This is a genomic window from Pseudomonas sp. So3.2b, assembly GCF_019464415.1.
GTDB classification, from domain to species: Bacteria; Pseudomonadota; Gammaproteobacteria; order Pseudomonadales; family Pseudomonadaceae; genus Aquipseudomonas; species Aquipseudomonas shahriarae.
Genome location: NZ_CP080494.1, coordinates 4360133 through 4384063, shown reverse-complemented (window position 1 = coordinate 4384063; position 23931 = coordinate 4360133). Strand labels below are relative to the sequence as shown.

The window sequence follows — 23931 nt, the reverse complement described above, 5'->3', positions numbered from 1 at the left end:
GGCGGGGTTGTCTACACGATCAGACTCAATAACCAGCCCGCTGCGCCGCTGCCTGCAACCACGAGCCATGGCGGCAGTTTGCAGAACATCAGCGCCACCAGGGCGATCAGTGCCAGGCCGAAGTCTTGTGCGGTGAATATCGCGTTGGTCCACACCGGTTGGTACAGCGCCGCCAGTAATAAACCCACCACCGCGGCATTCACGCCGGCCAGTGCGGCCTGTGCGCGTGTGTTTTGGCGCAGGCTTTGCCAAAAGGGCAGGGCGGCGAAGATCAAGAGAAACGACGGCGCGAAGATAGCCAGCAGGCAGATCACGCCGCCGAGCCAGCCGGTGGGGGCCGGGTTCATCGCGGCGCCGAGGAACGCGGCGAAGGTGAACAAGGGCCCGGGCACGGCTTGGGCCGCGCCGTAGCCGGCGAGGAACACGTCGTTGCTCACCCATTGCGGCGGCACTACTTCGGCTTGCAGCAGGGGCAGTACCACGTGGCCGCCGCCGAACACCAGCGAGCCGCTGCGGTAGAACGCGTCTAGCAGCGCCAGGCTCTGGTGGGGCAGCGTCTGGGCGAGGAGCGGCAGGCCCACCAGCAGGATCAAGAACAGCGCCAACCACATCACTCCCGCGCGGCGGCGGATGGGGATGGCGAGTGCGTCGTGGGTGGCGTTGGGGACGGGGTTGAACAGCAGCAGGCCGACGACGCCTGCGCCGGCAATCACCGCGACCTGGCCCCAGGCCGACGGTATCGACAGGGTAATGACGGCGGCCATCAGCATCAGGAGCATGCGCCCCCCGCTATGGCACAGGTTGCGCGCCATGCCCCACACGGCTTGGGCGACGACCGCCACGGCGACGACTTTGAGGCCATGCAGCGCGCCGTTCGGTATGGCCGAGCTATGCTGGGTCAGGCCCAGGGCGAACAGGATCAAGAGCACGGCGGACGGCAAGGTAAACCCGGCCCAGGCCGCCAGTGCACCGCTGTAGCCTGCCCGTGACAAACCCAGGGCGATGCCCACCTGGCTGCTGGCCGGGCCGGGGAGAAATTGGCAGAGTGCGACCAGGTCTGCATAGCTGCGCTCGCTCAACCAGCGCCGCCGCGTGACGAATTCATCGCGAAAGTAGCCGAGGTGGGCGACAGGTCCGCCGAAGGAGGTCAGACCCAGGCGCAGGAAAATCAGGAAAACCGACCAGGGACTGCTGCGGTGATCAGCGGGGACGTTGGCCAAGCGCTCGATTCTCTAATGAATGGGAAGAATCAACGCACCCTAAACCTTTTATATGACGTGAAAAAGGTGCGGGCTACGCGAAAACCGGTCAATCAAGTGGATTCGTTTCGGGGCCGATTGAATTTATGGCCGCAAGGTTGGGTCATTTGAGACGTTACGGTGCCAACTGCGTGCGCCATCCATATAGGGACCGACCATGACGTTCTTCATCTTCCTGCTCGCCTGCGCTACCGCTGCCAGCACCGGCATCATGTTCAAGCCCGGCGCCTGGTATCAATCCCTGGTCAAACCGCGCTTCACCCCACCCAATTGGTTGTTTCCGGTGGCCTGGACGATCATCTATTTGCTACTCGCCTGGGCCGGTTACCGCCTGAGCCTGATCCCCGGCAGTCAGACAGTGCTGGCCCTGTGGGCGGCGCAGATTGCCTTGAATACGCTGTGGACCCCGGTGTTCTTCGGCGCGCATCGGATTCTTGCGGGGATGCTGATTATCACGCTGCTCTGGCTCACCGTGGCGGCGATGGTGGTGCTGGCGGTGCGCCTGGACCTGATCACCGGGTTAATCCTGTTCCCGTACCTGGCGTGGCTGAGTGTCGCGGCGGCGTTGAATTTCTCGATCCTGCGCAATAACCGTTGATGGCCTACACGCGTTGGCCTGCCAGTGAGCCCGAACCGGCACAACTGCGCCGCTTCAACAAATAGCTCGCTTGGCGGCCGCGCGGTGGATTTTCTTCAGCCGGTACATATCACCATCGGCATGGCTGAGCAGCGTATCGGCATTGTCCCCGTCAGCCGGATAACGGGCTACGCCGATGCTGCACGATGGCATTGTCACCGGGCCAAACTCAGGGCCCAGCGGTTCGGCCATGATGGCAAGGATCTGCTGTACCTTCTCGGCCACCGCCTCTTCTGAATGAAGATCGGTCAACAGCACGGTGAATTCATCCCCACCCATCCGCGCTACTGTGTCGGTGTCCCGCACACAGCCTTCCAGGCGTCGTGCAATGGCACATAGCACGCGGTCGCCGGCGGCATGTCCATGCACATCATTGATGCCCTTGAAATCATTGATATCCAGGAACAGCAGCGCCAGTGTGCTGTTCTGGCGGCGCGCGTTGCGCAACGCGGAGTCCAGCCGATCATTGAACAGCGAGCGATTGGTCAGGGCGGTCAGCGGGTCGTGGTGGGCGAGAAAGCGCAGTTCCTCCTCGGCCTGGGTGAGGGCGGTGATGTCCCGCGCCACGCCGATCCGGGCGCCCACATCCTCGGACCAGAATGCCGCCCACAGGATATGCACGACACTGCCATCCTTGCGCAGATAGCGGTTGCGGAAATCGACGTGGGGCTGGCCGTTCATCACCCGGATGATCGAGGCTCGGGTGGCCGCCAGGTCTTCAGGGTGCATATAGTCGGTGATCAAGTTGCCGGTCAACTCGTCGGCACGGTAGCCGAGCAGCGTCTCGCAGGCATCGCTGACAAATGCGATCTGATTGTCCCTGTCGACCACGAAAACCGTATCCAGCATCAGATGGATCAGTTTGGGGTAGAGCGCTTGCAGGTCAACGGGCATAGGTCAGTGCAGTCCGGTTCAAATATCGGCCTGATCATATCCCGAACCTGCAGGCTGGCAATGAGCAATCTTGACTATCGGCCTACCGCCGATCTATCCATACCGTCTGCGCATTGCAGAATTCCCGCACGCCGAAATGTGACAGTTCGCGGCCAAACCCACTCTTTTTCACCCCGCCAAACGCCACCCGAGGATCGGACACGCTGTAGGCGTTGATAAAGACCCCGCCGGTTTCCAGCTGGTTGGCGATCTGGCGTGCCTTGGCTGGGTCGCGGGTGAAGAGGCTGGCAGTGAGGCCGAACTCGCTGTCGTTGGCCAGGGCCACGGCATGCTCGGCGTCGCGGGCGCTGATGATCGAGGCGACGGGGCCGAACAGTTCCTGTCTGAACGAGGTCATCTGGTCGGTGACGTTGGCCAGGACGGTGGGGGCGTAATAGTTGCCCGCGCCTTCAATAGGATGGCCGCCCAGCAGCAGGGTGGCGCCTTCGGCCAGGGTCGCCTGGACTTGTGCGTGCAGCTCGTCACGCAGGTCGAAGCGGGCCATGGGGCCAATGTAGGTGTCGCTCGACGTCGGGTCGCCCATCACCAGTTGGCGGCTGGCTTCAAGGAATCTGGCGGTGAACGCCTCGACCACGCCTTGCTCGATGATCAGGCGCTTGGCGGCGGCGCAGACCTGGCCGGAGTTCTGGAAGCGGCCGATCACCGCCGCTTGCACGGCGGCGTCGAGGTCGGCGTCGTTGAGCACGATAAAGGGGTCGGAGCCGCCCAGTTCCAGTACGCACTTTTTCAGCGCGGCGCCGGCTTGCGAGCCGATGGCGATGCCGGCGCGCACGCTGCCGGTCAGGGTCACGGCGGCGATGCGTGGGTCGGCGATGGCCTTGGACACGCCGTCGGGGGTGACGTTGATCACTTCGAACAGGCCATCGGCGAAGCCGGCTTTGTGGAAGGCCTGCTGCATCAGGTAGGCGCTGCCCATCACGTTGGGCGCGTGCTTGAGCACGTAGGTATTGCCGCTGAGCATGGTCGGCACGGCGCCGCGCAGCACTTGCCACACCGGGAAATTCCACGGCATTACCGCGAGGATCGGGCCCAAGGGGCGATATTCGATCTGGGCGCTGCCGTTGTCCACCAGGGTCGGTTCCGGGGCGAGCATGGCCGGGCCGTGGGCGGCGTACCACTCGGCCAGCAAGGCGCATTTCTCGATTTCGCCACGGGCCTGGGCGATGGGCTTGCCCATTTCCAGGGTGATCATTTGCGCCATTTCTTCGGCTTGTTCGCGCAGGGCGCCGGCCAGGGCCAGGAGCAATTCGGCGCGCTGTGCCACTGGCGTATGGCGACCCTTGTGAAAGGCGGTGCTGGCGCGAGTGAGGGCGGCATCCAGTTGCGCGGCGGATTCGTACGGGTAGCTGCCGACGGTTTCGCCATTGGCGGGGTTGATCGACAAGGCATGGGTCTGGTGAGTGATAGCGTTCATGGCACCGTCCTGCGCAGTGTTGGAGAAGGTGCCCAGCGTACGGGGCTGTATCTTTTCCGGGAACTGAATAATATTAAGCAATACGTTCACGATTGGAGAATGACTTGGATCTGGTGCAGTTGGAGATTTTCAAGGCCGTGGCCGAGCAAGGCAGCATCAGCGCCGCCGCACAGCTGATTCATCGGGTGCCATCGAACCTGACCACCCGTATCAAGCAATTGGAGCAGGACCTGGGTGTCGAGCTGTTTATCCGTGAGAAAAGTCGACTGCGCCTGTCGCCTGCCGGCTGGAATTTCCTCGGTTATGCACGGCGCATCCTTGACCTGGTGCAAGAGGCCCGCGCCACCGTGGCGGGTGAGGAGCCCCAGGGCCCCTTCGCCCTGGGCTCGCTGGAAAGCACCGCCGCCGTGCGAATCCCGGCATTGCTTGCGGCCTACAACCAGAAACACGCCAAGGTCGAACTGGACCTGACCACCGGGCCCTCGGGCACGATGATCGAAGGCGTGTTATCGGGGCGACTGGCGGCAGCGTTTGTCGATGGACCGGTGTTGCACCCGACCCTGGAGGGAGTGGCGGTGTTTGAGGAGGAGATGGTGGTGATTGCGCCCTTGCATCACGCGCCGATCAGCTGTGGGCAGGATGTGAACGGTGAGAACATCTATACCTTTCGCTCCAACTGCTCATACCGGCACCACTTTGAGCGCTGGTTTTCCCAGGACGGCGCGATGCCGGGGAAGATTTTCGAGATGGAGTCGTACCACGGCATGCTCGCCTGTGTCAGCGCCGGCGCCGGGCTGGCGCTGATGCCGCGCAGCATGTTGGAGAGCATGCCGGGGTTTACCACGGTCAGCGTATGGCCGTTGGCCGATGAGTTCCGCCTGCTCAACACCTGGCTGATCTGGCGTCGGGGCACGGTGTCGCAGAGTTTGGACAGTTTTGTGCAACTGCTACAGGAACGCATTCCCCTGTAGGCGTCGGCAAGCTAGCCACCAAACTGCAGGGTGCCCATCGCCAGTTTCGTCATCAGCGCCGTGGCCCCCAGTTGCACCAGCCACAAGGCCAGGCCGCCGAGGAAGACGCCCAGGGCGACTTGCAGCACCAGGCTTTTTTGCCGCTTGGCTGGGGGCGTGCGGGGGGTGAAGTGATCCAGTTCGTCGCGGTCGGCACGCAGGTCCAGGTCGTCGTTTCTCATAAGGCTCTCGCAGCAAAGGGGCAGTCGGTGTTCAGTCTAGGGGTTGGGCGCCGCAAGTGGTGAACTTGTTGTGGCGAGCGAGCTTGCTCGCGTTGGGGCGCATAGCGGCCCCTTGTTCAGGCACCGTGGTGGTCCAGTAAGTTCAGGGTGGCAGGTATTGGGGCTGCTGCGCAGCCCAACGCGAGCAAGCTCGCTCGCCACGGGGGGCACAAATGGAAAGGGGAAGCCACTGGCTTCCCCTTCGTACCCCGCGATCAGGCTTACAGCACCTGCACAATCGCCTTGGTCACGGCAGCGATATTCGCCTGGTTCAACGCCGCCACGCAGATGCGACCGGTGTCGAGGGCGTAGATACCGAACTCGCTGCGCAGGCGGGTGACTTGCTCTACGGTCAGGCCGGAGTAGGAGAACATCCCGCGCTGGCGACCGACGAAGCTGAAGTCGTGGCCCGGAGCAGCCTTGGCCAGGTCGCTGACCATCTGCTCGCGCATGCCGCGGATGCGCAAACGCATTTCGGCCAGTTCTGCTTCCCACTGGGCGCGCAGCTCTGGGTTGTTGAGCACTGCCGCCACAATCGCCGCGCCGTGGGTCGGCGGGTTGGAGTAGTTGGTGCGGATCACGCGCTTGACTTGGGACAGGATGCGCACGCTTTCTTCTTTCGATTCGCTGACGATGGACAGTGCGCCCACGCGCTCGCCGTACAGCGAGAACGATTTGGAGAACGAGCTGGACACAAAGAAGGTCAGGCCCGACTCGGCGAACAGGCGCACGGCGGCGGCATCTTCGTCGATACCGTCGCCAAAGCCCTGGTAGGCCATGTCGAGGAACGGCACCAGGTTTTTGGCCTTGACCACTTCCAGCACGTCTTTCCAGTCGGCCGGGCTCAGGTCGACGCCGGTCGGGTTGTGGCAGCAGGCGTGCAGCACGACGATGGACTGGGCGGGCAGGGCGTTGAGGTCTTCCAGCAGGCCGGCGCGGTTCACATCGTGGGTGGCCGCGTCGTAATAACGATAGGTCTGTACCGGGAAGCCGGCTTTTTCGAACAGCGCCTGGTGGTTTTCCCAGCTTGGGTCGCTGATGGCAACTACGGCATTGGGCAGCAGTTGCTTGAGGAAGTCAGCGCCGATTTTCAGTGCGCCGGTGCCGCCAACGGCCTGGGCAGTGATCACCCGACCAGCGCTCAACAGCGGCGACTCAGTGCCGAACAGCAGCTTTTGCACGGCCAGGTCGTAGGCGGCAATGCCATCAATCGGCAAGTAGCCACGGGCGGCGTGTTGCGCCACGCGAATGGCTTCCGCTTCGGCAACGGCACGCAGGAGTGGAATCTTCCCCTCCTCGTTGCAGTAAACGCCCACGCCAAGGTTGACCTTGTCAGTACGGGTATCGGCGTTGAATGCTTCGTTGAGGCCCAGGATAGGATCGCGTGGTGCCATTTCGACAGCGGAGAACAGGCTCATTTTTGCGGCAGCTCTATGGGGGAATGGAGGGACGTGTCGCGCTCCAGCCGAATGCACTAGAGCGGTGCACAAACGGGGAGCTAGTATAGAGGCCAACACCGCTCGCGGCGACAGCCGAAATGGCTTTTCGGCCAAGTTTTTCGGTTTATTTATTGCAACATTGATGGCCGCAGGCATGCAGGACGATTGCCTTGAAACCCGTCACATTCGCCTCCACTTCTACAGCTATCATGGTTTTTTCCTACGGCTCGCTCTGATATTTAGCAGGCTGTGGTCTTTTTCGTCCCCGACGGGTTTACAGTCTGGGGTGACTTCAAGAGGTACGTTATGTCGGATTTCCAACTAGTCACCCGCTTTGAACCTGCTGGCGACCAGCCCGAGGCCATCCGCCTGATGGTCGAAGGCATCGAGGCTGGCCTGTCCCACCAGACCTTGCTTGGGGTGACCGGCTCCGGCAAGACCTTCAGCATTGCCAACGTGATCGCGCAGATCAACCGCCCGACCCTGGTGCTGGCACCGAACAAGACCCTCGCCGCGCAGTTGTACGGTGAATTCAAGGCGTTCTTCCCGAACAACGCGGTGGAGTACTTCGTCTCCTACTACGACTACTACCAGCCCGAAGCCTATGTGCCGTCCTCCGATACCTTTATCGAGAAGGATGCGTCGATCAACGACCATATCGAGCAGATGCGGCTGTCGGCGACCAAGGCGCTGCTGGAACGCAAGGACGCGATCATCGTCACCACCGTTTCTTGCATCTACGGCCTGGGCAGCCCGGAAACCTATTTGAAGATGGTGCTGCACGTCGATCGCGGCGACAAACTCGACCAGCGCGCCTTGCTGCGGCGCCTGGCGGATTTGCAATACACCCGCAACGATATGGACTTTGCCCGCGCGACCTTCCGCGTGCGTGGCGACGTGATCGACATCTACCCGGCAGAGTCGGACCTGGAAGCGATCCGGATCGAGCTGTTCGACGATGAAGTCGAGAGTTTGTCGGCCTTCGATCCATTGACTGGCGAAGTGATCCGCAAACTGCCGCGTTTCACGTTCTATCCAAAAAGCCACTATGTGACACCCCGTGAAACCCTTTTGGATGCCATGGAGGGGATCAAGGCCGAGCTGGCCGAGCGCCTCGAATACCTGCGCGCCAACAATAAGCTGGTGGAAGCCCAGCGCCTGGAGCAGCGCACGCGTTTTGACCTGGAGATGATCCTCGAGCTGGGCTACTGCAACGGCATCGAAAACTACTCGCGCTACCTGTCGGGGCGCGAATCCGGCGCGCCACCACCGACCCTCTACGACTACCTGCCGGCAGACGCCTTGCTGGTGATCGACGAATCCCACGTCAGCGTGCCGCAAGTCGGCGCCATGTATAAAGGCGACCGTTCGCGCAAGGAAACCCTGGTGGAGTACGGCTTCCGCCTGCCTTCGGCGCTGGATAACCGGCCGATGCGTTTTGACGAGTGGGAAAGCATCAGCCCGCAGACCATCTTTGTGTCCGCCACGCCGGGCAACTACGAGGCCGAGCATGCTGGCCGGGTGATCGAGCAACTGGTGCGTCCCACCGGCCTAGTCGACCCGCAAATCGAGATCCGCCCGGCCCTGACCCAGGTCGATGATTTGCTGTCGGAGATCACCAAGCGCGTGGCCCTGGAAGAGCGGGTGCTGGTTACCACGCTGACCAAGCGCATGTCCGAAGACCTTACCGATTACCTCGCCGACCACGGCGTGCGCGTGCGTTACCTGCACTCGGACATCGACACGGTGGAGCGCGTGGAGATCATCCGCGACCTGCGCCTGGGCACGTTCGATGTGCTGGTGGGCATCAACCTGCTGCGTGAAGGCCTGGACATGCCCGAGGTGTCGCTGGTGGCGATCCTGGACGCGGACAAGGAGGGTTTCCTGCGCTCCGAGCGCTCGCTGATCCAGACCATTGGCCGTGCGGCGCGTAACCTCAATGGCCGGGCGATTTTGTATGCCGACCGTATCACCGGCTCCATGGAGCGGGCCATCGGCGAAACCGAGCGCCGCCGCGACAAGCAGATTGCGTTCAACCTGGCCAATGGCATCACCCCCAAGGGCGTGTTCAAGGACGTGGCCGACATTATGGAAGGCGCCACCGTACCGGGCTCGCGCAGCAAGAAGCGCAAAGGCATGGCCAAGGCTGCCGAGGAAAACGCCAAGTACGAAAACGAACTGCGCTCGCCGAGCGAAATCACCAAGCGTATCCGCCAACTGGAAGAGAAGATGTACCAGCTGGCGCGGGACCTGGAGTTTGAAGCGGCGGCGCAGATGCGCGATGAGATTGGCAAGTTGCGCGAGCGGTTGCTGACGGTCTGAAGTTGCGTTGATGGGGCGGGCCTCATCGCAGGCAAGCCAGCTCCCACATGTGCAATGCATTTCAACATGTGGGTGGCTTGCCTGCGATGGCGGCGCAGTGTCGGTTACGAAAGGCAATGGAATATAGCCAGCTAACGATCTGCCAAATAGCTATCTCGCGGTTGCAGCCCCAACCTTGGTTTATATGCCCTTTGTTGATCGGCCCACGCTGGAGCCGGGGGGCTTGGGGCTGTTACCATTCGCCCCTTGTTTTATTTTCAGCTTTATTGCCCATTCGAGACCCGCCATGACCACCGTCCGCACGCGCATCGCGCCATCGCCTACTGGGGATCCCCACGTCGGTACTGCCTACATCGCCTTGTTCAACTACTGCTTTGCCAAGCAGCACGGCGGTGAATTCATCTTGCGGATCGAAGACACGGACCAAGTGCGTTCGACCCGTGAGTCGGAACAGCAGATTTTCGATGCCCTGCGCTGGTTGGGCATTACCTGGGCTGAAGGCCCGGATGTCGGCGGTCCACATGGCCCGTATCGCCAGAGCGAGCGCAGCGACATCTATAAAAAGTACACCCAGCAACTGGTCGACATGGGCCATGCCTTCCCGTGCTTCTGCACCGCCGAAGAACTGGACCAGATGCGCGCCGAGCAACAGGCCCGTGGCGAAACCCCGCGCTACGATGGCCGCGCACTGCTGCTGTCGAAAGAAGAAGTGGCCCAGCGCCTGGCTGCCGGTGAACCTCACGTCATTCGTATGAAAGTGCCGAGCGAAGGCGTGTGCGTGGTGCCAGACATGTTGCGCGGCGATGTGGAGATCCCGTGGGACCGCATGGACATGCAAGTGCTGATGAAGACCGACGGCCTGCCGACGTACTTCCTGGCCAACGTGGTCGATGACCACCTGATGGGCATCACCCACGTACTGCGTGGCGAAGAGTGGCTGCCATCGGCGCCCAAGTTGATCCTGCTTTACGAATACTTCGGCTGGGAACAGCCGCAGCTGTGCTACATGCCGCTGCTGCGTAACCCGGACAAGAGCAAGCTGTCCAAGCGCAAGAACCCGACCTCGGTGACCTTCTACGAGCGCATGGGCTTCATGCCTGAAGCGATGCTCAACTATCTGGGCCGCATGGGCTGGTCGATGCCGGACGAGCGCGAGAAGTTCTCGCTGCAGGAAATGGTCGATAACTTCGACCTGTCCCGCGTCTCCCTGGGCGGGCCGATCTTCGATATCGAGAAGCTGTCGTGGCTCAACGGCCAATGGCTGCGTGACCTGCCGGTGGAAGAGTTCGCCAGCCGTGTGCAGCAGTGGGCGTTGAACCCCGAGTACATGATGAAGATCGCCCCGCTGGTGCAGGGCAGGGTGGAGACGTTCAGCCAGGTCGCCCCACTGGCCAGTTTCTTCTTTGCCGGGGGCGTGAACCCGGATGCCAAGCTGTTCGAGTCGAAGAAGCTCTCGGCCGACCAGGTTCGCCAGTTGATGCAGTTGATCCTGTGGAAACTTGAAAGCCTGCGCCAGTGGGAGAAGGACGCCATCACCGCAACCATCCAGGCGGTGGTCGAGTCCCTGGAGTTGAAACTGCGCGATGCCATGCCGCTGATGTTTGCCGCGATTACCGGGCAGGCCAGTTCGGTGTCGGTACTTGATGCGATGGAAATCCTCGGTCCTGACCTGACCCGCTTCCGTCTGCGCCAAGCCCTTGATTTGCTGGGCGGTGTGTCGAAGAAAGAAAACAAGGAATGGGAAAAGCTGCTGGGTGCTATCGCCTAGTTAAGCGCTGGTAAGGTCAAAACCCCGGCTTTCCGGGGTTTTGACGGTAAGTGATTGTTATCCCGGCAAAAAACTTTGAAAATTGTTGAAAATAAATTTGACAGCCTTTCAAAGCGCCATTAAGATTCGCCCCGTCCTCACCGATGAGGGGCTATAGCTCAGCTGGGAGAGCGCTTGCATGGCATGCAAGAGGTCAACGGTTCGATCCCGTTTAGCTCCACCAATTTACAGGTTCAAGGTCTGGCCACACCGTCCTTGAATTGATCAGGCCCAGCTTGATCAGGTTGTACAGAAGGTTTTGTCCCCTTCGTCTAGTGGCCTAGGACACCGCCCTTTCACGGCGGTAACAGGGGTTCGAGTCCCCTAGGGGACGCCAGTTTCAACAAGCAGCTCGCAAGGTCTGCTGCGCCGCGAGGCGAAAAATCCGGGGCTATAGCTCAGCTGGGAGAGCGCTTGCATGGCATGCAAGAGGTCAACGGTTCGATCCCGTTTAGCTCCACCAATTTACAGGTTCAAGGTCTGGCCACACCGTCCTTGAACTGATCAGTCTCAGCCTGATCATGTTGTATAGAAGGTTTGTGTCCCCTTCGTCTAGTGGCCTAGGACACCGCCCTTTCACGGCGGTAACAGGGGTTCGAGTCCCCTAGGGGACGCCACGATTACCCGCTCTGCGGGATTTATAAGGGTCATTCGATTATTGAATGGCCCTTTTGTTTGTCTGGCGTTTGGGTTTTCTCCCTCCCTCTACAAAAAATATCTTCTGACCAGCGGTCGAATTCAGCGCTTGCTAAAAAGTATTATGAAGATAATATTTTAACCGTAATATTCGGAGGCCGTCATGAGCGATAAAAAAGCGCAAACCCGTGAACGTATTCTGCAAGCCGCCAGCTCCGCGCTGATTCAGCGTGGCCCGGCCGAACCGAGTGTGGGTGAGGTCATGGGGGCCGCGGGCCTGACCGTTGGCGGCTTCTACGCCCACTTTGAAAGCAAGGACGCCTTGATGCTGGAGGCGTTCGAGCAACTGCTGGCGCGGCGCCGGGCGTCTATCGAAGATATGGACCCCAGCCTGACAGGCGAAGAGCGCCGCGCCCTGGTGGCGGCGTTCTACCTGTCGCGCAAGCACCGTGATTCTACCGCCCAGGCCTGCCCGATCCCGGCCACGGTGGGCGAGATGAGCCGCTTGCCGGATGAGTTTCGCGATGTGCTGAGCCAGCACGTCGAGCTGATGGCTGCGCAACTGGCTGCCAGCCCGGAAGACACCGACAAAGCCCTGGCCGACATGGCCTTGATGATTGGCGGCCTGGCATTGGCCCGGGCCCTGGGGCCGGGCGAATTGTCGGATCGTGTATTGCGCGCCTCCAAGTCGGCAGTGCGCTGAACAAGGCTTGTGAGCCTGGGGAGTGAAGGGATGAGCACCTTGAACTGGATTCGCCGTGTCAACGGCACCGTGGGCAGGCTGGCGCCGCAAACCATCGCCAACCAGATGCGTCGCGCCTTCATGACGCCTCGGGATCTGCCGCCCCGTGCGTGGGAATTGCCGCTGCTGGCGCAGGCCGAGCGCATCACCTTGCGTTTTGGCCTGTCGGCGCTGCGTTGGGGTCAGGGCCCGGCGGTGCTGATGATGCACGGCTGGGAAGGGCGCCCAACCCAGTTCGCCAGCTTGATCGACGCATTGGTGGGCGCCGGTTATTCGGTGATTGCCCTCGACGGCCCGGCCCATGGTCGCTCGCCAGGCCGTGAGGCCCACGTGGTGCTGTTTGCCCGGGCGATGCTGGAAGCGGCCGCTGAGTTACCGCCGCTGCACGCGGTGGTCGGTCACTCCATGGGTGGCGCCAGTGCGATGCTGGCCATCCAATTGGGCCTGCGCACCAATGCGTTGGTGAGCATTGCGGCCCCTTCCCGTTTGCTCGATGTATTGCGCGGCTTTGCCTCGGTGGTCGGCATGCCGGAGCGGGCGCGTGCAGCGTTTATCCAGGAGGTCGAGTACGCCCTGGGCATCCCGCTCAAACACCTGGATGTGGCCCACTATCAAATGAATATCCCAGGGCTGATCGTGCATGCCGAAGACGACACCTTCGTCCCGGTCAAGGCCTCACAGATGATCCACGAGGCCTGGTTCGACAGCCGCCTGTTGCGCCTGGAGCAAGGCGGGCATCAGAAGGTCCTGGCCGACCCGCGAGTGGTCGAAGGCGTGCTGGCGCTGCTGGCCGGCTGCCGTGAACCGGCGCGGCAAACCGCTTGAGCCAAGCGATGGGTTACACTGCTGCCCGCCGACATTAATCGACCGGGAGCTGGGCATGGGCTGGGACTTGGCAAAGCCGTTTATCATTGATCTGCAGGTGGCCGCTGAGGACATCGACGGCCTGGGGCATGCCAATAATGCCGTTTACGTCTCCTGGTTGGAGCGTTGCGCCTGGCGCCACTCCCAGCGTCTGGGCCTGGATCTTGCCGAGTACCGGCGCCTGGATCGGGCCATGGCGGTGGTGCGCCATGAAATCGACTATCTGGCAGCCGGCTACGAAGGCGATGAGTTGCAACTGGCGACCTGGATCGTCGATTGGGACCAGCGCCTGAAGATGACCCGGCGCTTCCAACTGATGCGCCCCAGTGATGGCGCCACCTTGTTGCGTGCGCAAACCACCTTTGTCTGTATCGAACTCTCCAGCGGCAAGCCCAAGCGCATGCCGGCGGAGTTTATCGAAGGCTATGGCGTGGCGATCCACATCTGACAAGGGGGTTAACGGTTGCTGTGGGAAACCCAGTAAACTGCGCCACGTTTTTCGTTGAGTGTTTTCCATGCAAATTGCCTTGGCGCCCATGGAGGGGTTGGTCGACAACATCCTGCGGGACGTGCTGACCCAGGTGGGCGGTATTGATTGGTGCGTGACCGAATTTATCCGGGTCAACGACCGCCTGCTGACCCCAGCCTATTTCCACAAGCTTGCTCCTGAACTGCTGCACGGTGCCAAAACCGCTGCGGGCGTGCCTTTGCGTGTGCAGTTGCTGGGCTCTGATCCCGTGTGCCTGGCGGAAAACGCCGCGCTGGCCTGTGAGTTGGGGTCTGAGGTGATCGACCTGAACTTTGGCTGCCCGGCCAAGACGGTCAACAAGTCCCGCGGCGGCGCGGTGCTGCTCAAGGAACCGGAACTGCTCAACCAGATCGTCGAGCACGTACGTCGTGCGGTGCCGGCGCATATCCCGGTGACCGCCAAGATGCGCCTGGGCTTCGACAGTCCGGACGGTGCGCTGGTGTGTGCCACTGCTCTGGCGGAAGGTGGTGCGGCACATATCGTGGTGCATGCGCGGACCAAGGCCGATGGCTACAAGCCGCCAGCCCATTGGGAGTGGATCCCGCGTGTGCAGGACGTGGTCAAGGTGCCGGTGTTCGCCAACGGTGATATCTGGAGTGTCGAAGACTGGCGACGCTGCCGCGAGATCAGCGGTGTCGAGGACATCATGCTCGGTCGCGGCCTGGTGGCGCGTCCCGACCTGGCCCGGCAAATCGCCGCCGCACGTGCCGGTGAAGACGTGGTGGAGATGAGTTGGGAGGAGATGCAGCCCATGCTTCGGGAGTTCTGGACGCAGTCTGTAGCGCAACTGACTGAGCGCCAGGCACCAGGTCGTCTGAAGCAGTGGCTGGCGATGCTGACGCGCAACTACCCGCAAGCTGTAGAGCTGTTTACCGCGCTGCGCCGGGAAACCGACCTTCAGCAGGTCAGCCGTTTGCTCGGAATGCCTCACCCCCAAGGGGTCTGAAAATTTTCTTACGGCCTCTCTTGAAATGTACTTGGCGGTCCTTATCTAGGGATTACACGATGCCGAATTCGGGTCGTGGAGATAAAGAACCTTGCTGATTATTTCAGGAGATTTGACCATGAGTACCGCATTTTCCCTGGCACCGCTGTTCCGCTCTTCCGTGGGTTTCGACCGTTTCAACGACCTGTTCGAAACCGCGCTGCGCAACGAGCCGGGCAGCAGCTACCCACCCTATAACGTCGAGAAACACGCTGAAGACCAATACCGCATCGTGATCGCGGCGGCCGGTTTCCAGGAAGACGATTTGGAGTTGCAGGTAGAGAAAGGCGTCTTGACCGTCAGTGGTGGCAAGCGTGACACCAAGGCCGAGAACGTCACCTATCTACATCAAGGCATTGCCCAGCGCGCCTTCAAGTTGTCGTTCCGCTTGGCGGACCATATTGAGATCAAGGCCGCAGACCTGAGCAATGGATTGTTGAGCATTGACCTGCTGCGAGTAGTGCCGGAAGAGGCAAAGGCCAAGCGCATCCCGATCAATGGGGGGCAGAAGCCGGCCCTGCAACACTGAGTCTATATTTTTAAGTTTTTCATCTCTTCAAGAAAGGGCGCCTCTGGCGCCCTTTTTTTGTTTAAGGCGCTAAGGGCGGGAGTAAGTGATTTAACCAGTAGCGCTACGGTTGTTGTTTAGTTGAAAAGTGCCGATTGGTTTTTTGTACTAGTGAGTGTGTGTAACTTGTTTTTAGTTTTGCCCAAGTTTGGAAGGTGTAAAGCGGATTGTGTTTTTTGGTTTTACTGTGCGTGACCACTGTATTTTTCGCGCGGGAAATATCACGGGCCGTCCTGTGAAAGATTGAGGAATCATGACGTTTTTTTTCATCGAGGCAGTTTATTAACGGGTATGACGTTGTTTTCCCCAGGAAAAGCGCTGGGAAGCTGATTTTCTGCAGAAGTCCATAGGTAAAAGTCTGAAGTTCTCTATTAGTGTCCTTATGTTTTCAGGGATTTCTGGAACCCGAACGCTTTTTGCTCCACGAAATCATGGACTTTGATTCGGTTGCTACCGTTTCAAGTCATCAGTAAATCGTGTTCGTTATGGGTATTTGAATGCCCTGGTGCTTTTCTGAAAAGAGGGATGACTAATGTCTTATCTATCTGTTAATAATCCTCCGAGCGTTAATGTCGGTAATCATCAGCTTGATCGGGCCGCGCCGGTAGCTGCTCAGGTTGGAAGTGTTGACGCAAGTAAGCCGCTGGGGGCTAAGCCGAGTGTTTTGCCAGATTATAACCGTACCGTTGCGAATGGGCGGGAAAGTACAGTCGTCAGTACCGACGCACTTTCAAAACTGCTTGATATGTTTGAACTTCTCTTTAAGGCGATGCGAGATGTGCTGTCTGGCAAAAAACACTCTCCTGACGTTTTGCCGACAATGGACAAGCCGACTGAAGTGAAATCCCAGCATGGGGATAACCCGGCCCTCCCAGGCAAGGAATTGAAAGCACCGATTGACGCGGGTAAGCCGGTAATTTCAGGCAAAGACTTAAAAAACCAGCTCGATAGGGACAAACCGGCCGAGAAGAAGCCGCAAGCCGAGAGCCAGCCGGCGGTTCCGGGCAAGGACACCAAAGTGCCGCTCGAGACGGACAAACCGGTCGAGAAGAAGCCGCAAGCCGAGAGCCAGCCGGCGGTTCCGGGCAAGGACACCAAAGTGCCGCTCGAGACGGACAAACCGGCCGAGAAGAAGCCGCAAGCCGAAAGCCAGCCGGCTGTTCCGGGCAAGGACGCCAAAGTGCTGGTCGAGGCGGACAAGCAGGCCGAGAGCAAGCCCTTAATCCCGGGCAAGCAACCCGCAGTGTCGCCGGATATCAAGGTCTTGCCCCGGGTTCCAGATACAGACTCCAAAGTGTCCTCCGACTCAGTGGTGCGGGTGAACGTCAATATCAACAACTGCCATTGCCCGGCGGACGCTCATTCGGCGATTGACGTTCGTACGAAGCCTGGTTCGGTACCTGCGTCGCTGGTACCCGTGATCACGACGAATGTGACACCCGAGTTGGAGCCCCAGCGGCCCGTGCCCATGATCAGCAGTCGCGTGAAACCCGGCGTGGTCCCCCAACCGGCGCCGCCAGTGGTCGATAGTCGCGTGAAGTCTGGCCCGGAACCCAGAGTGGTAGTACCCCAGACCGACGCCCGTGTAGAACCTGATGCCTTGCCACTGCCAACCCCAGCAGTACAGCCGGACAAGCCGCTGCCAGGGACTGACCTGACCTCCCCGGGCCCAGACTGCGGTCCAGATGAAATGGGTTGGGCTACGGCCTTCTCTCGTCGGCCCTAGTACCTCTTCAGAGCCTGTAAACCTTTAAATTCAACCAGTTGCTTCTCCGGTCAGTGACCGGCCGGAGGGGCACTTAGTGGGGGTCAGAATCATGTCCGTGTTAAACGTTAACAGCGCTGTACACCTCATGTGTGATTGTTCGGGACGGCAGGGGGAGGCGTTTCATGGCGCCACCCAGAGGCCCTCGATACAGCGTTTGGGGGGCAGCACGGCTTCCCGTCAGCACTCGGTAAAAAACTGCTTCAAGCGGGCGACGGGTGAGTTGAAGAAGCCTGCGGTGGACTTGCAGGCCATTATTTCGATGTTCAGCGCTTTCTTGAGCCAGCTTTCAGCATTGCTGTCAGGCCGTAACGAACAAGACACCGTCAAGGTTGTTCCCGAGCCGGTCAGACCGGAGGTTAAGCCAACACCGGTAGTGCCAGAACCGGAGACGGCACCTACACCTCTTCCTGACCTATCGAGTAAGCGCAATGGGGCCAAGTGTGACGATATCTGGGGCGGTTTCCGCCAAGGGCCCGATGGCAATTGCGTGACTGTTTCGGCGATCAAGGCAGCCATGCATAAGTTTGGGCAAAGCCCTACCGATGTTTATAAACGCGTTCGTAAAACCGCCCAGGGCTATGAGGTCACGATGCGCGATGGCTATTACTTGACCGTGAGCCACCAGGAGTTGAAGCAGGCGGCTGCAGGGGCACGGTTTTTTGGACGAGACAAAGGCGCACTCAAGGATGCTGAGTTCATGTTTGCTTGCAGTGTCAAGCGTGCGCATTTGGATAATAACGATGGCAGGGCTGCGAGAAGTTTTAGCGCGGCGATACGCAGTCTCAATAATGGCGAAGATGAAAATGGTCCCGGTGAAGGTTTTCAGCGGCTGGGCTTAATACATTATATGAAACGTGTCCCTGTAAGCACCCTGGCCCGGGGGCAGGTAGGGATGGTCAATCGGGCCATGCATTCGGTTGCAGTGATTGATGGTCGGGAGGAGTTGTGGGGCCGAAAAGGCAGGGCGCCAACGTACGGGGATGCAGTGGCGCTGATCGGTTGAGTGAAGTTGTAGAGGGGGCTGTCGAGTAAGCTTTAAAAATAAGAGTCGTTGTAGTTATCCTGCGCAGGTTTTTGTTATTCATTTTTCTGGCTTTTCAATATCTGGCATTTGTTGTTTTTTAACAATGCGTTTTTGTCGTGTCTTTAATATTGTTGTGGGTAGGGGGTGTCATGAATGTAAGTATGTTTAATCCGTTATTTACTGATGGTTATAGGGCAGCTCTTGAGCCGGCCAATAGTTTTTCCTCAGGTGAGTTGTCGATAAAACGTGGCAAGAAACCCGATGATATCTTGAATGCTTTTACCGCCACCCCGCGTGGTTTTGGTGAGTGCTTTGATAGCAGCACCCATGCGGCGGTTATTAAAATGATGATGATGACATTTGGTCAAAACCCACGGGATATGTTTGAGGAAGTGAAAGTCGCGGGGGATGGTTATGACATCACGATGAAAGATGAGTTTAAGGTGCATATTTCCAAAGAGGAACTAAAACTGACGGCGAAGGCATCGCGATTTGCTGGCAATGACAGTTCGGCCATTGCCGATGCCAATGTTGTGCTGGCGGCGTTTGCCAAGCGTAAACAACAAACCGGGGAATATGGCAGTTTCGAGCAGACCTTACGCAAGAGCCTTGAAGGCGAAACCACGCAGAACTGCCTGCGGGGCATGGGAATGATTGGTTTTGCCCAGTTTGTGCCCACTACTGATATGGCCGCCAGCGGCGCGTTGGGTGTGGTGGAGACACATAATTTTGGCTCGGCCTTTGTCATGGATAACACCCAGCATAACTACGGACACAAGCAAAGAGTTGATCGAAGTTACGGGTATATGTTGTTCAATGACACGCAGGCGCCGGAGGCATCGCCCGCAAGTCTCGAGACAGGTGCGCTGAAGTTATCCCGTGCGCCCGTGGGTGTCCCCCCCGCTGATATCTGGAGTGGCTTTTATCAAGGGGTAGAAGGCAACTGTGTCACCGTATCAGCGATCAAGGCGGCGATGATGAGGTTTGGGCAACGCCCGCAAGACATCTTTAAAAAGGTCACGGTCACCGCTGAAGGCTATGAAGTGGTCATGAGAGATTCTTATAAGTTGACCCTGACCCATGATGAGCTGAGAAAGGCCCAGGCAGCCTCCAACTTGAAGGGCACCAATCCGTCATTGCTGGCCGATGCCAATTTCTTGTACGCCGCGAGTGCAAAGCGCGCGCAGTGGGAGAACAACGACGGCCGTGCTCGTCAGAGTTTTGAGATGGCCATGGAAACCCTGAACGACGGTGAGTATCCGGGAGCGGCGCTGCGCAGGCTTGGGCTGTCGGCCTATGTCCGTGAAAGCACGGTAAAAGAACTGATAAATGGGGCGATTGGTACCCTGGCCAACTCCCACCACTCGGTGGTGGTCATTGGCGGGATGCTGGATATGTATGGGCAAAAGTGCAATTTGGTCCAATCGCAATGGCAGGACTACTTCCTGCGTGCGTTGAAGTTGGTGTAAGGCAGGTGCAGGGCTGAGGGTATTTGGCGCTCTCCCTGCGCTTACCTCAATAGCAGCGTAAATGCCTCCAGGGGCAATGGCCGGCTGTGCAAATAGCCTTGATACAAATGGCAGCCCAGGCCTTGCAGGAACGCCAGTTGCTCAGGGGTTTCCACACCTTCGGCAATCACCTCCAGGTTCAGGCTGCGCGCCATGGCCACGATCGCGCGGATGATCTCGGCGTCGTTGGGGTCGTGGGTGGCGTCGCGCACAAATGACTGATCGATTTTCAACGCATCGACCGGCAGGCGCTTGAGGTAGGTCAAGGATGAATAACCGGTGCCGAAATCGTCCATGGCAAAGCTGACCCCGAGCTTTTTCAGGCGGCGCATTTTGCTGATGGTGTCGTCCAGATTCTGAATCACAATGCCTTCGGTGATTTCCAGTTTCAGCAAGCTGAACGGCAAGTGATGCTGCGTCAGGCTGCGCTCCACCCGTTCGACAAAGTCGTTCTGGCGAAACTGCCGGGGGCTGATATTCACGCACAGGCTGAAGCCTTCCGGCTCCACCAGGCCTTCGGCGATCAGGCGGGCAAACGCGGCGCAGGCTTCGTCGAGGATCCAGGTGCCGACCTCAAGGATCAGTCCGCTGTCCTCCAGAACCTTGATGAACTCTGTGGGTGACTGTGCGCCCAGTTGCGGATGCTGCCAGCGCACCAGGGCCTCGGCGCCGACAATGCGATTGTCCCGGGCATCCACCTGGGGCTGGTAATGCACGCTGAACTCGCCCCGTGATAACGCCAGGCGCAGATCCGTCTCCATGCGCAGGCGCTCGCTGGCAGTGCGTTGCATGCTGTTATGGAACATCTGCGTGGTGTTGCGCCCCGAGTCCTTGGCCCGATACAGGGCGATATCCGCGCGCTTGAGCAGGTCTGCCGGCGTCGAGCCGTGATCGGGGATCAGCGCCACGCCGATACTGGGGGTGACCTGCAAGCGCTGGCCATCGAGAAACATCGGCTCAGACAGCAACTCGCGCAGGGTGTTGGACAGCAATTGCACCTGTTTACTGACCTCAGTTCGCGAACCCTCCAGGCCGCTGAGCAGCACCACGAACTCATCGCCGCCCAGGCGCGCCACCGTGTCCTCCATGCGCACGCTGGCTTCCAGGCGTGCGGTGACGATTTTCAGCACGGTGTCGCCCACCGGGTGGCCGAGGGAATCGTTGATGTGCTTGAAGTGATCCAGGTCCAGAAACAGCAGCGCGCCCCGCAGGTTGTGGCGTTTGAGCAAGGCGATCTGCTGGCTCAGGCGGTCCATCAGCAGGGCGCGGTTGGGCAGGTTGGTCAGGGGGTCGTGATAAGCCAGGTGACGGATCTGCGCCTGCGCACTTTTCAGCAGGCTCACATCCCGTGCGGTCAGCAGCAGGCACGGCGTTTCATTGAGGGTAATCGGCTCGACCGACACCTCCACCGCCAGCAACTCGCCGCGTTTGTTGTGCCAGAGCATGTCCATGTGATGGATGCGGCCTTTGACCTGTAATTCGGCCAACAACGTGGTGCGCTGGTTTTCGTCGGCCCAGATACCGATCTGGTAGAGGGTTAGGCCGATCGCTTCCTCGGCGCGGTAGCCGGTCAGGCGGCAGAAACCGTCATTGACCTCCACGTAGCGCCCGGTGTCGCGCTCGGTAATGGACACGGCGTCGGGGCTGGAATGGAAGGCCTTGGCGAACTTTTCTTCGCTGGCCTTGAGCGCCGCCTCCGAGCGCTGTTGCTGGGTGATATCGCGCAGGGTGGTGACCACGCAGCGCTGGTGGCCGACCTTGATCAACCGGCTGGAAATCATGCAGGTCAGGCGCTGGCCATTTTTGTGATGGACGATGATGGCCACATTGTTCAGCGCCTGTTCGCGAATCACTTGCTCGATGCGCTGCAGGCGTTGGGTCGGCTCATCCCACAAGCCGATCTGCTCGGCGGTGTGGTTGATGACTTCGGCGGCGCTCCAGCCAAAGGTCTGGGTAAAGCTGGGGTTGATTTCAACGAATTCGCCGCTGGCCAGAGTGGTTACGCAAATCGGGTCGGGGCTGGCGAGGAACAGGCTGGCGAACTTTTCTTCGGAGGCGCTCAGGCGCTGTTCACGTTCGACCTGGTCGGTGATATCCAGCAAGGTGCCCGCCATGCGCAGCGGCGCGCCCTGGGCGTCGCGATACAGGCGGGCGCGGCTTTCCAGGTAGCGCGAGCTGCCGTCTCCCAGTTGCACGCGGTAGGTCAGCTGGTAGTTGCCGGCTGGCCCTTCACGCAGGGTGCGATAGGCATCGCGCATGCTGGCGCGCTCTTCATCGGGCATGCCTTCAAAAAAAGCATCGAAGGACTCATGGAACGGGTGCGGATCCAGGCCGTGCAACTGTGCGGCCCGCGCCGAGCCATAAAGCATGCCGCTGGGGATATGCCAGTCCCAGGTGCCCAGTTGGGCCGAGTCCAGGGCCAGGTCCAGGCGCTCCTGACTGTCCTTGAGAGCCTGCTCGGCGTTCTTGCGCTCGGTGGTGTCGAGGAAGGTGCTGATGAGGTAGGCCTGGCCGTCGAGTTCGACCTTTTGCGCACTGAGGGTGCCGTCATGGATTTGCCCATTGCTGGCGCGAAATTGCACCTCCATGGTGATCGGTTCGCCTTTGCGCTGGGTCGCCCTGACCAACAGGGCCCGTTGCTCGGGGTGGACCCACAGCCCCAGGTCGAGGGTGGTGCGACCAATGGCATCGTTGACCGGCCAGCCGAACAGGCTTTCGAAATACTGGTTGGCCTCGCTGATCAGGCCGTCTTCCTGGCGGGTCAGCAGGACCATGTTCGGGCACAGGTGGAACAGCGTGGCGAAGCGTTTTTCCGAGTGGCCCAGGGCATGTTCGCGCTCGCGCTGCTGGGTGGTTTCACGGATCACCCCGATCATCCGGCGGCGCCCCGAGGCATCCGGCTGCAGGCTGCCGTTGATTTCCAGCCAGTGCAGGCTGCCGTCCGGCCACTGGATGCGGTGATGCATGGCTTGCTCGAAGGGCGCGCCGGCCAGGACCGCGTGAAACGCGCGGATCACGCGGCCGCGGTCTTCGGCGGCCAGCAAGTCGAGGTAGTCCAGGTCCTTGGGCAATGGCTGCCGGGGGTCGAAACCGAACAGCGCCTGGGTGCCGCGCGACCAACTGATCCGCCCGCAGTCGATATCCCAGCTCCAGGCACCGAGCCGTGCGGCATTGAGCGCCGCCAACAGCTGCGGGGCATTTTCCCAGCTTTGTTCCGCCTGCTGGGGGTCCAGGGCGTGGATGCGGGGCAGCGGCGGCACGGGATCGACGGGGTTGGGCATTATCAAGGGGCCTTGGCTCGATGGGCATTCGGCGCGGGAACAGGGTCTACAGGCCGCACGGCCTCATGCCGGCGTCGCGGCCGGATCAACCTGTGCATCCAATAGGCTCATGAAAGCCCGCGCAGCGTTCGACAGCGTCCTTTCGGTGTGCACGATATAGCCTAGCTGGCGACTGAGCTGTATGCCCGGTAAAGCGATACTGGCCACTTGATCATCAAGCATGGTGCGTGGCAAGACACTCCAGGCCAGGCCGATGGAGACCATCATCTTGATGGTTTCCAGGTAGTTAGTGCTCATGGCGATGTTCGGCGTCAGGCCCTGGGCCTCGAACAGGCGGTGCACGATATGGTGGGTAAAGGTGTTGCCGCCGGGGAATACCGCCGGGTGCCGGGCAATGTCGGTCAGGCTGATGGTGCCGTTACTGGCCAGGCTGTGTTCGGGCGCCACCACGAAATCCAGGGGGTCGTCCCACACCGGGGTGGCCCGCACCAGGCTGTGGGGCTCCGGGGCCAGGGTAATGACCGCCACTTCGGCGCGGCCGTGGAGGATTTCCTCGTAGGCCACTTCCGAGTCCAGGAACTGAATATCCAGGGCCACATTCGGGTATTCCCGGGTAAAAGTGCGCAATACCGGGGGCAGGCGGTGCAGGCCGATGTGATGGCTGGTCGCCAGAGTCAGGCGCCCGCTGACTTCGCCGGTCAGGTTGGTCAGGGCGCGGCGAGTGTCGTCCAGCACATTGAGGATCTGATAGGCACGGGGCAGCAGGGCGCGTCCGGCCTCTGTCAGGCCGACCTCACGGCCCAGCCGATCGAACAAGCGCACCTTCAATTGCTGCTCAAGGCCGGCAATGCGCTTGCTGATCGCTGGTTGCGTCAGGTGCAGGCGCTCTCCGGCCCCGGAGAAGCTGCCGGTTTCGGCGATGGCAATAAAGGCATTGAGGTTGGCCAGGTCCATAGTGGTATT

General features: G+C 60.2%; 19 protein-coding genes and 4 tRNA genes. 16 read left to right on the top strand and 7 right to left on the bottom strand.

The genetic code is table 11. The annotated features are described in order from the left end of the window. Window positions 1–11: 11 nt before the first annotated feature. Window positions 12–1220 carry a chromate efflux transporter gene (chrA, locus tag K1X80_RS19540; protein WP_120733631.1) on the bottom strand — a complete coding sequence of 403 codons (1209 nt, stop codon included), beginning with the start codon at window positions 1218–1220 and terminating at the stop codon, window positions 12–14. Between the two features lie 196 nt (window positions 1221–1416). Here chrA and tspO point away from each other — a divergent pair, with 196 nt between their 5' ends. Further along, the gene (gene tspO, locus K1X80_RS19535; protein WP_057438591.1) at window positions 1417–1857 is read left to right on the top strand and encodes a tryptophan-rich sensory protein TspO; all 441 of its coding nucleotides are present in this window, start codon (window positions 1417–1419) and stop codon (window positions 1855–1857) included. Between the two features lie 54 nt (window positions 1858–1911). Here the strand turns inward: tspO and K1X80_RS28415 are convergent, their stop codons facing one another. Further along, on the bottom strand, window positions 1912–2790 hold the full coding sequence (locus tag K1X80_RS28415; protein WP_057960191.1) for a sensor domain-containing diguanylate cyclase: 879 nt from the start codon (window positions 2788–2790) through the stop codon (window positions 1912–1914). Between the two features lie 82 nt (window positions 2791–2872). Then, complete coding sequence (locus K1X80_RS19525; RefSeq protein WP_057960190.1) at window positions 2873–4264, bottom strand: aldehyde dehydrogenase family protein; 1392 nt, start codon at window positions 4262–4264, stop codon at window positions 2873–2875. A gap of 104 nt (window positions 4265–4368) precedes the next feature. Here K1X80_RS19525 and ptrR point away from each other — a divergent pair, with 104 nt between their 5' ends. Continuing rightward, window positions 4369–5235, top strand: coding sequence for a putrescine utilization regulator PtrR (gene ptrR / locus K1X80_RS19520; protein ID WP_120733629.1), 867 nt, complete (start codon window positions 4369–4371; stop codon window positions 5233–5235). 11 nt (window positions 5236–5246) lie between these two features. Here the strand turns inward: ptrR and K1X80_RS19515 are convergent, their stop codons facing one another. Both K1X80_RS19515 and K1X80_RS19510 read right to left on the bottom strand, forming a co-directional pair. Next, window positions 5247–5456 carry a hypothetical protein gene (locus tag K1X80_RS19515; protein WP_120733628.1) on the bottom strand — a complete coding sequence of 70 codons (210 nt, stop codon included), beginning with the start codon at window positions 5454–5456 and terminating at the stop codon, window positions 5247–5249. Window positions 5457–5716: 260 nt separating this feature from the next. Beyond that, window positions 5717–6913: an amino acid aminotransferase gene (locus K1X80_RS19510; protein ID WP_120733627.1), complete on the bottom strand. Its 1197-nt coding sequence runs from the start codon at window positions 6911–6913 to the stop codon at window positions 5717–5719. Between the two features lie 327 nt (window positions 6914–7240). On the opposite strand from K1X80_RS19510, the gene uvrB reads away from it, so the two are divergent. The 14 genes from uvrB to K1X80_RS19440 all read left to right on the top strand — a co-directional run bounded on the left by uvrB (window position 7241) and on the right by K1X80_RS19440 (window position 19648). Beyond that, window positions 7241–9256: an excinuclease ABC subunit UvrB gene (gene uvrB / locus K1X80_RS19505; RefSeq protein WP_057960188.1), complete on the top strand. Its 2016-nt coding sequence runs from the start codon at window positions 7241–7243 to the stop codon at window positions 9254–9256. Between the two features lie 286 nt (window positions 9257–9542). Next, window positions 9543–11024 carry a glutamate--tRNA ligase gene (gene gltX / locus K1X80_RS19500; RefSeq protein WP_057960187.1) on the top strand — a complete coding sequence of 494 codons (1482 nt, stop codon included), beginning with the start codon at window positions 9543–9545 and terminating at the stop codon, window positions 11022–11024. Between the two features lie 147 nt (window positions 11025–11171). Then, window positions 11172–11247, top strand: a tRNA-Ala gene (locus K1X80_RS19495). Between the two features lie 77 nt (window positions 11248–11324). After that, a tRNA-Glu gene (locus K1X80_RS19490) sits at window positions 11325–11400 on the top strand. A gap of 50 nt (window positions 11401–11450) precedes the next feature. Beyond that, window positions 11451–11526 (top strand) — tRNA-Ala (locus K1X80_RS19485). A gap of 78 nt (window positions 11527–11604) precedes the next feature. Next, a tRNA-Glu gene (locus K1X80_RS19480) sits at window positions 11605–11680 on the top strand. 182 nt (window positions 11681–11862) lie between these two features. After that, window positions 11863–12402: a TetR/AcrR family transcriptional regulator gene (locus tag K1X80_RS19475; RefSeq protein ID WP_057438596.1), complete on the top strand. Its 540-nt coding sequence runs from the start codon at window positions 11863–11865 to the stop codon at window positions 12400–12402. 30 nt (window positions 12403–12432) lie between these two features. Next, on the top strand, window positions 12433–13266 hold the full coding sequence (locus tag K1X80_RS19470) for an alpha/beta hydrolase (RefSeq protein WP_115128640.1): 834 nt from the start codon (window positions 12433–12435) through the stop codon (window positions 13264–13266). 55 nt (window positions 13267–13321) lie between these two features. Continuing rightward, a complete protein-coding gene (locus K1X80_RS19465; protein WP_057438598.1) occupies window positions 13322–13753 on the top strand; it encodes a thioesterase family protein in 432 nt (143 codons plus the stop codon). Between the two features lie 67 nt (window positions 13754–13820). Next, window positions 13821–14780: a tRNA-dihydrouridine synthase gene (locus K1X80_RS19460; RefSeq protein ID WP_057438599.1), complete on the top strand. Its 960-nt coding sequence runs from the start codon at window positions 13821–13823 to the stop codon at window positions 14778–14780. A gap of 118 nt (window positions 14781–14898) precedes the next feature. After that, window positions 14899–15348, top strand: coding sequence for an Hsp20 family protein (locus K1X80_RS19455; RefSeq protein WP_057438600.1), 450 nt, complete (start codon window positions 14899–14901; stop codon window positions 15346–15348). A gap of 571 nt (window positions 15349–15919) precedes the next feature. Beyond that, window positions 15920–17113, top strand: a complete 1194-nt coding sequence (locus K1X80_RS19450) for a hypothetical protein (protein ID WP_198792587.1) — start codon at window positions 15920–15922, stop codon at window positions 17111–17113. 262 nt (window positions 17114–17375) lie between these two features. Next, window positions 17376–18158 carry a hypothetical protein gene (locus tag K1X80_RS19445; protein WP_239688437.1) on the top strand — a complete coding sequence of 261 codons (783 nt, stop codon included), beginning with the start codon at window positions 17376–17378 and terminating at the stop codon, window positions 18156–18158. Between the two features lie 170 nt (window positions 18159–18328). After that, window positions 18329–19648, top strand: coding sequence for a hypothetical protein (locus K1X80_RS19440; RefSeq protein ID WP_220172425.1), 1320 nt, complete (start codon window positions 18329–18331; stop codon window positions 19646–19648). Window positions 19649–19689: 41 nt separating this feature from the next. On the opposite strand, the gene K1X80_RS19435 is transcribed toward K1X80_RS19440, so the two are convergent. Together K1X80_RS19435 and K1X80_RS19430 are read right to left on the bottom strand one after the other, a co-directional pair. Next, window positions 19690–22968 carry an EAL domain-containing protein gene (locus K1X80_RS19435; RefSeq protein ID WP_057960181.1) on the bottom strand — a complete coding sequence of 1093 codons (3279 nt, stop codon included), beginning with the start codon at window positions 22966–22968 and terminating at the stop codon, window positions 19690–19692. A 63-nt stretch (window positions 22969–23031) separates the two neighbouring features. Next, on the bottom strand, window positions 23032–23922 hold the full coding sequence (locus K1X80_RS19430) for a LysR family transcriptional regulator (RefSeq protein WP_057438603.1): 891 nt from the start codon (window positions 23920–23922) through the stop codon (window positions 23032–23034). Between the last annotated feature and the right edge of the window lie 9 nt (window positions 23923–23931).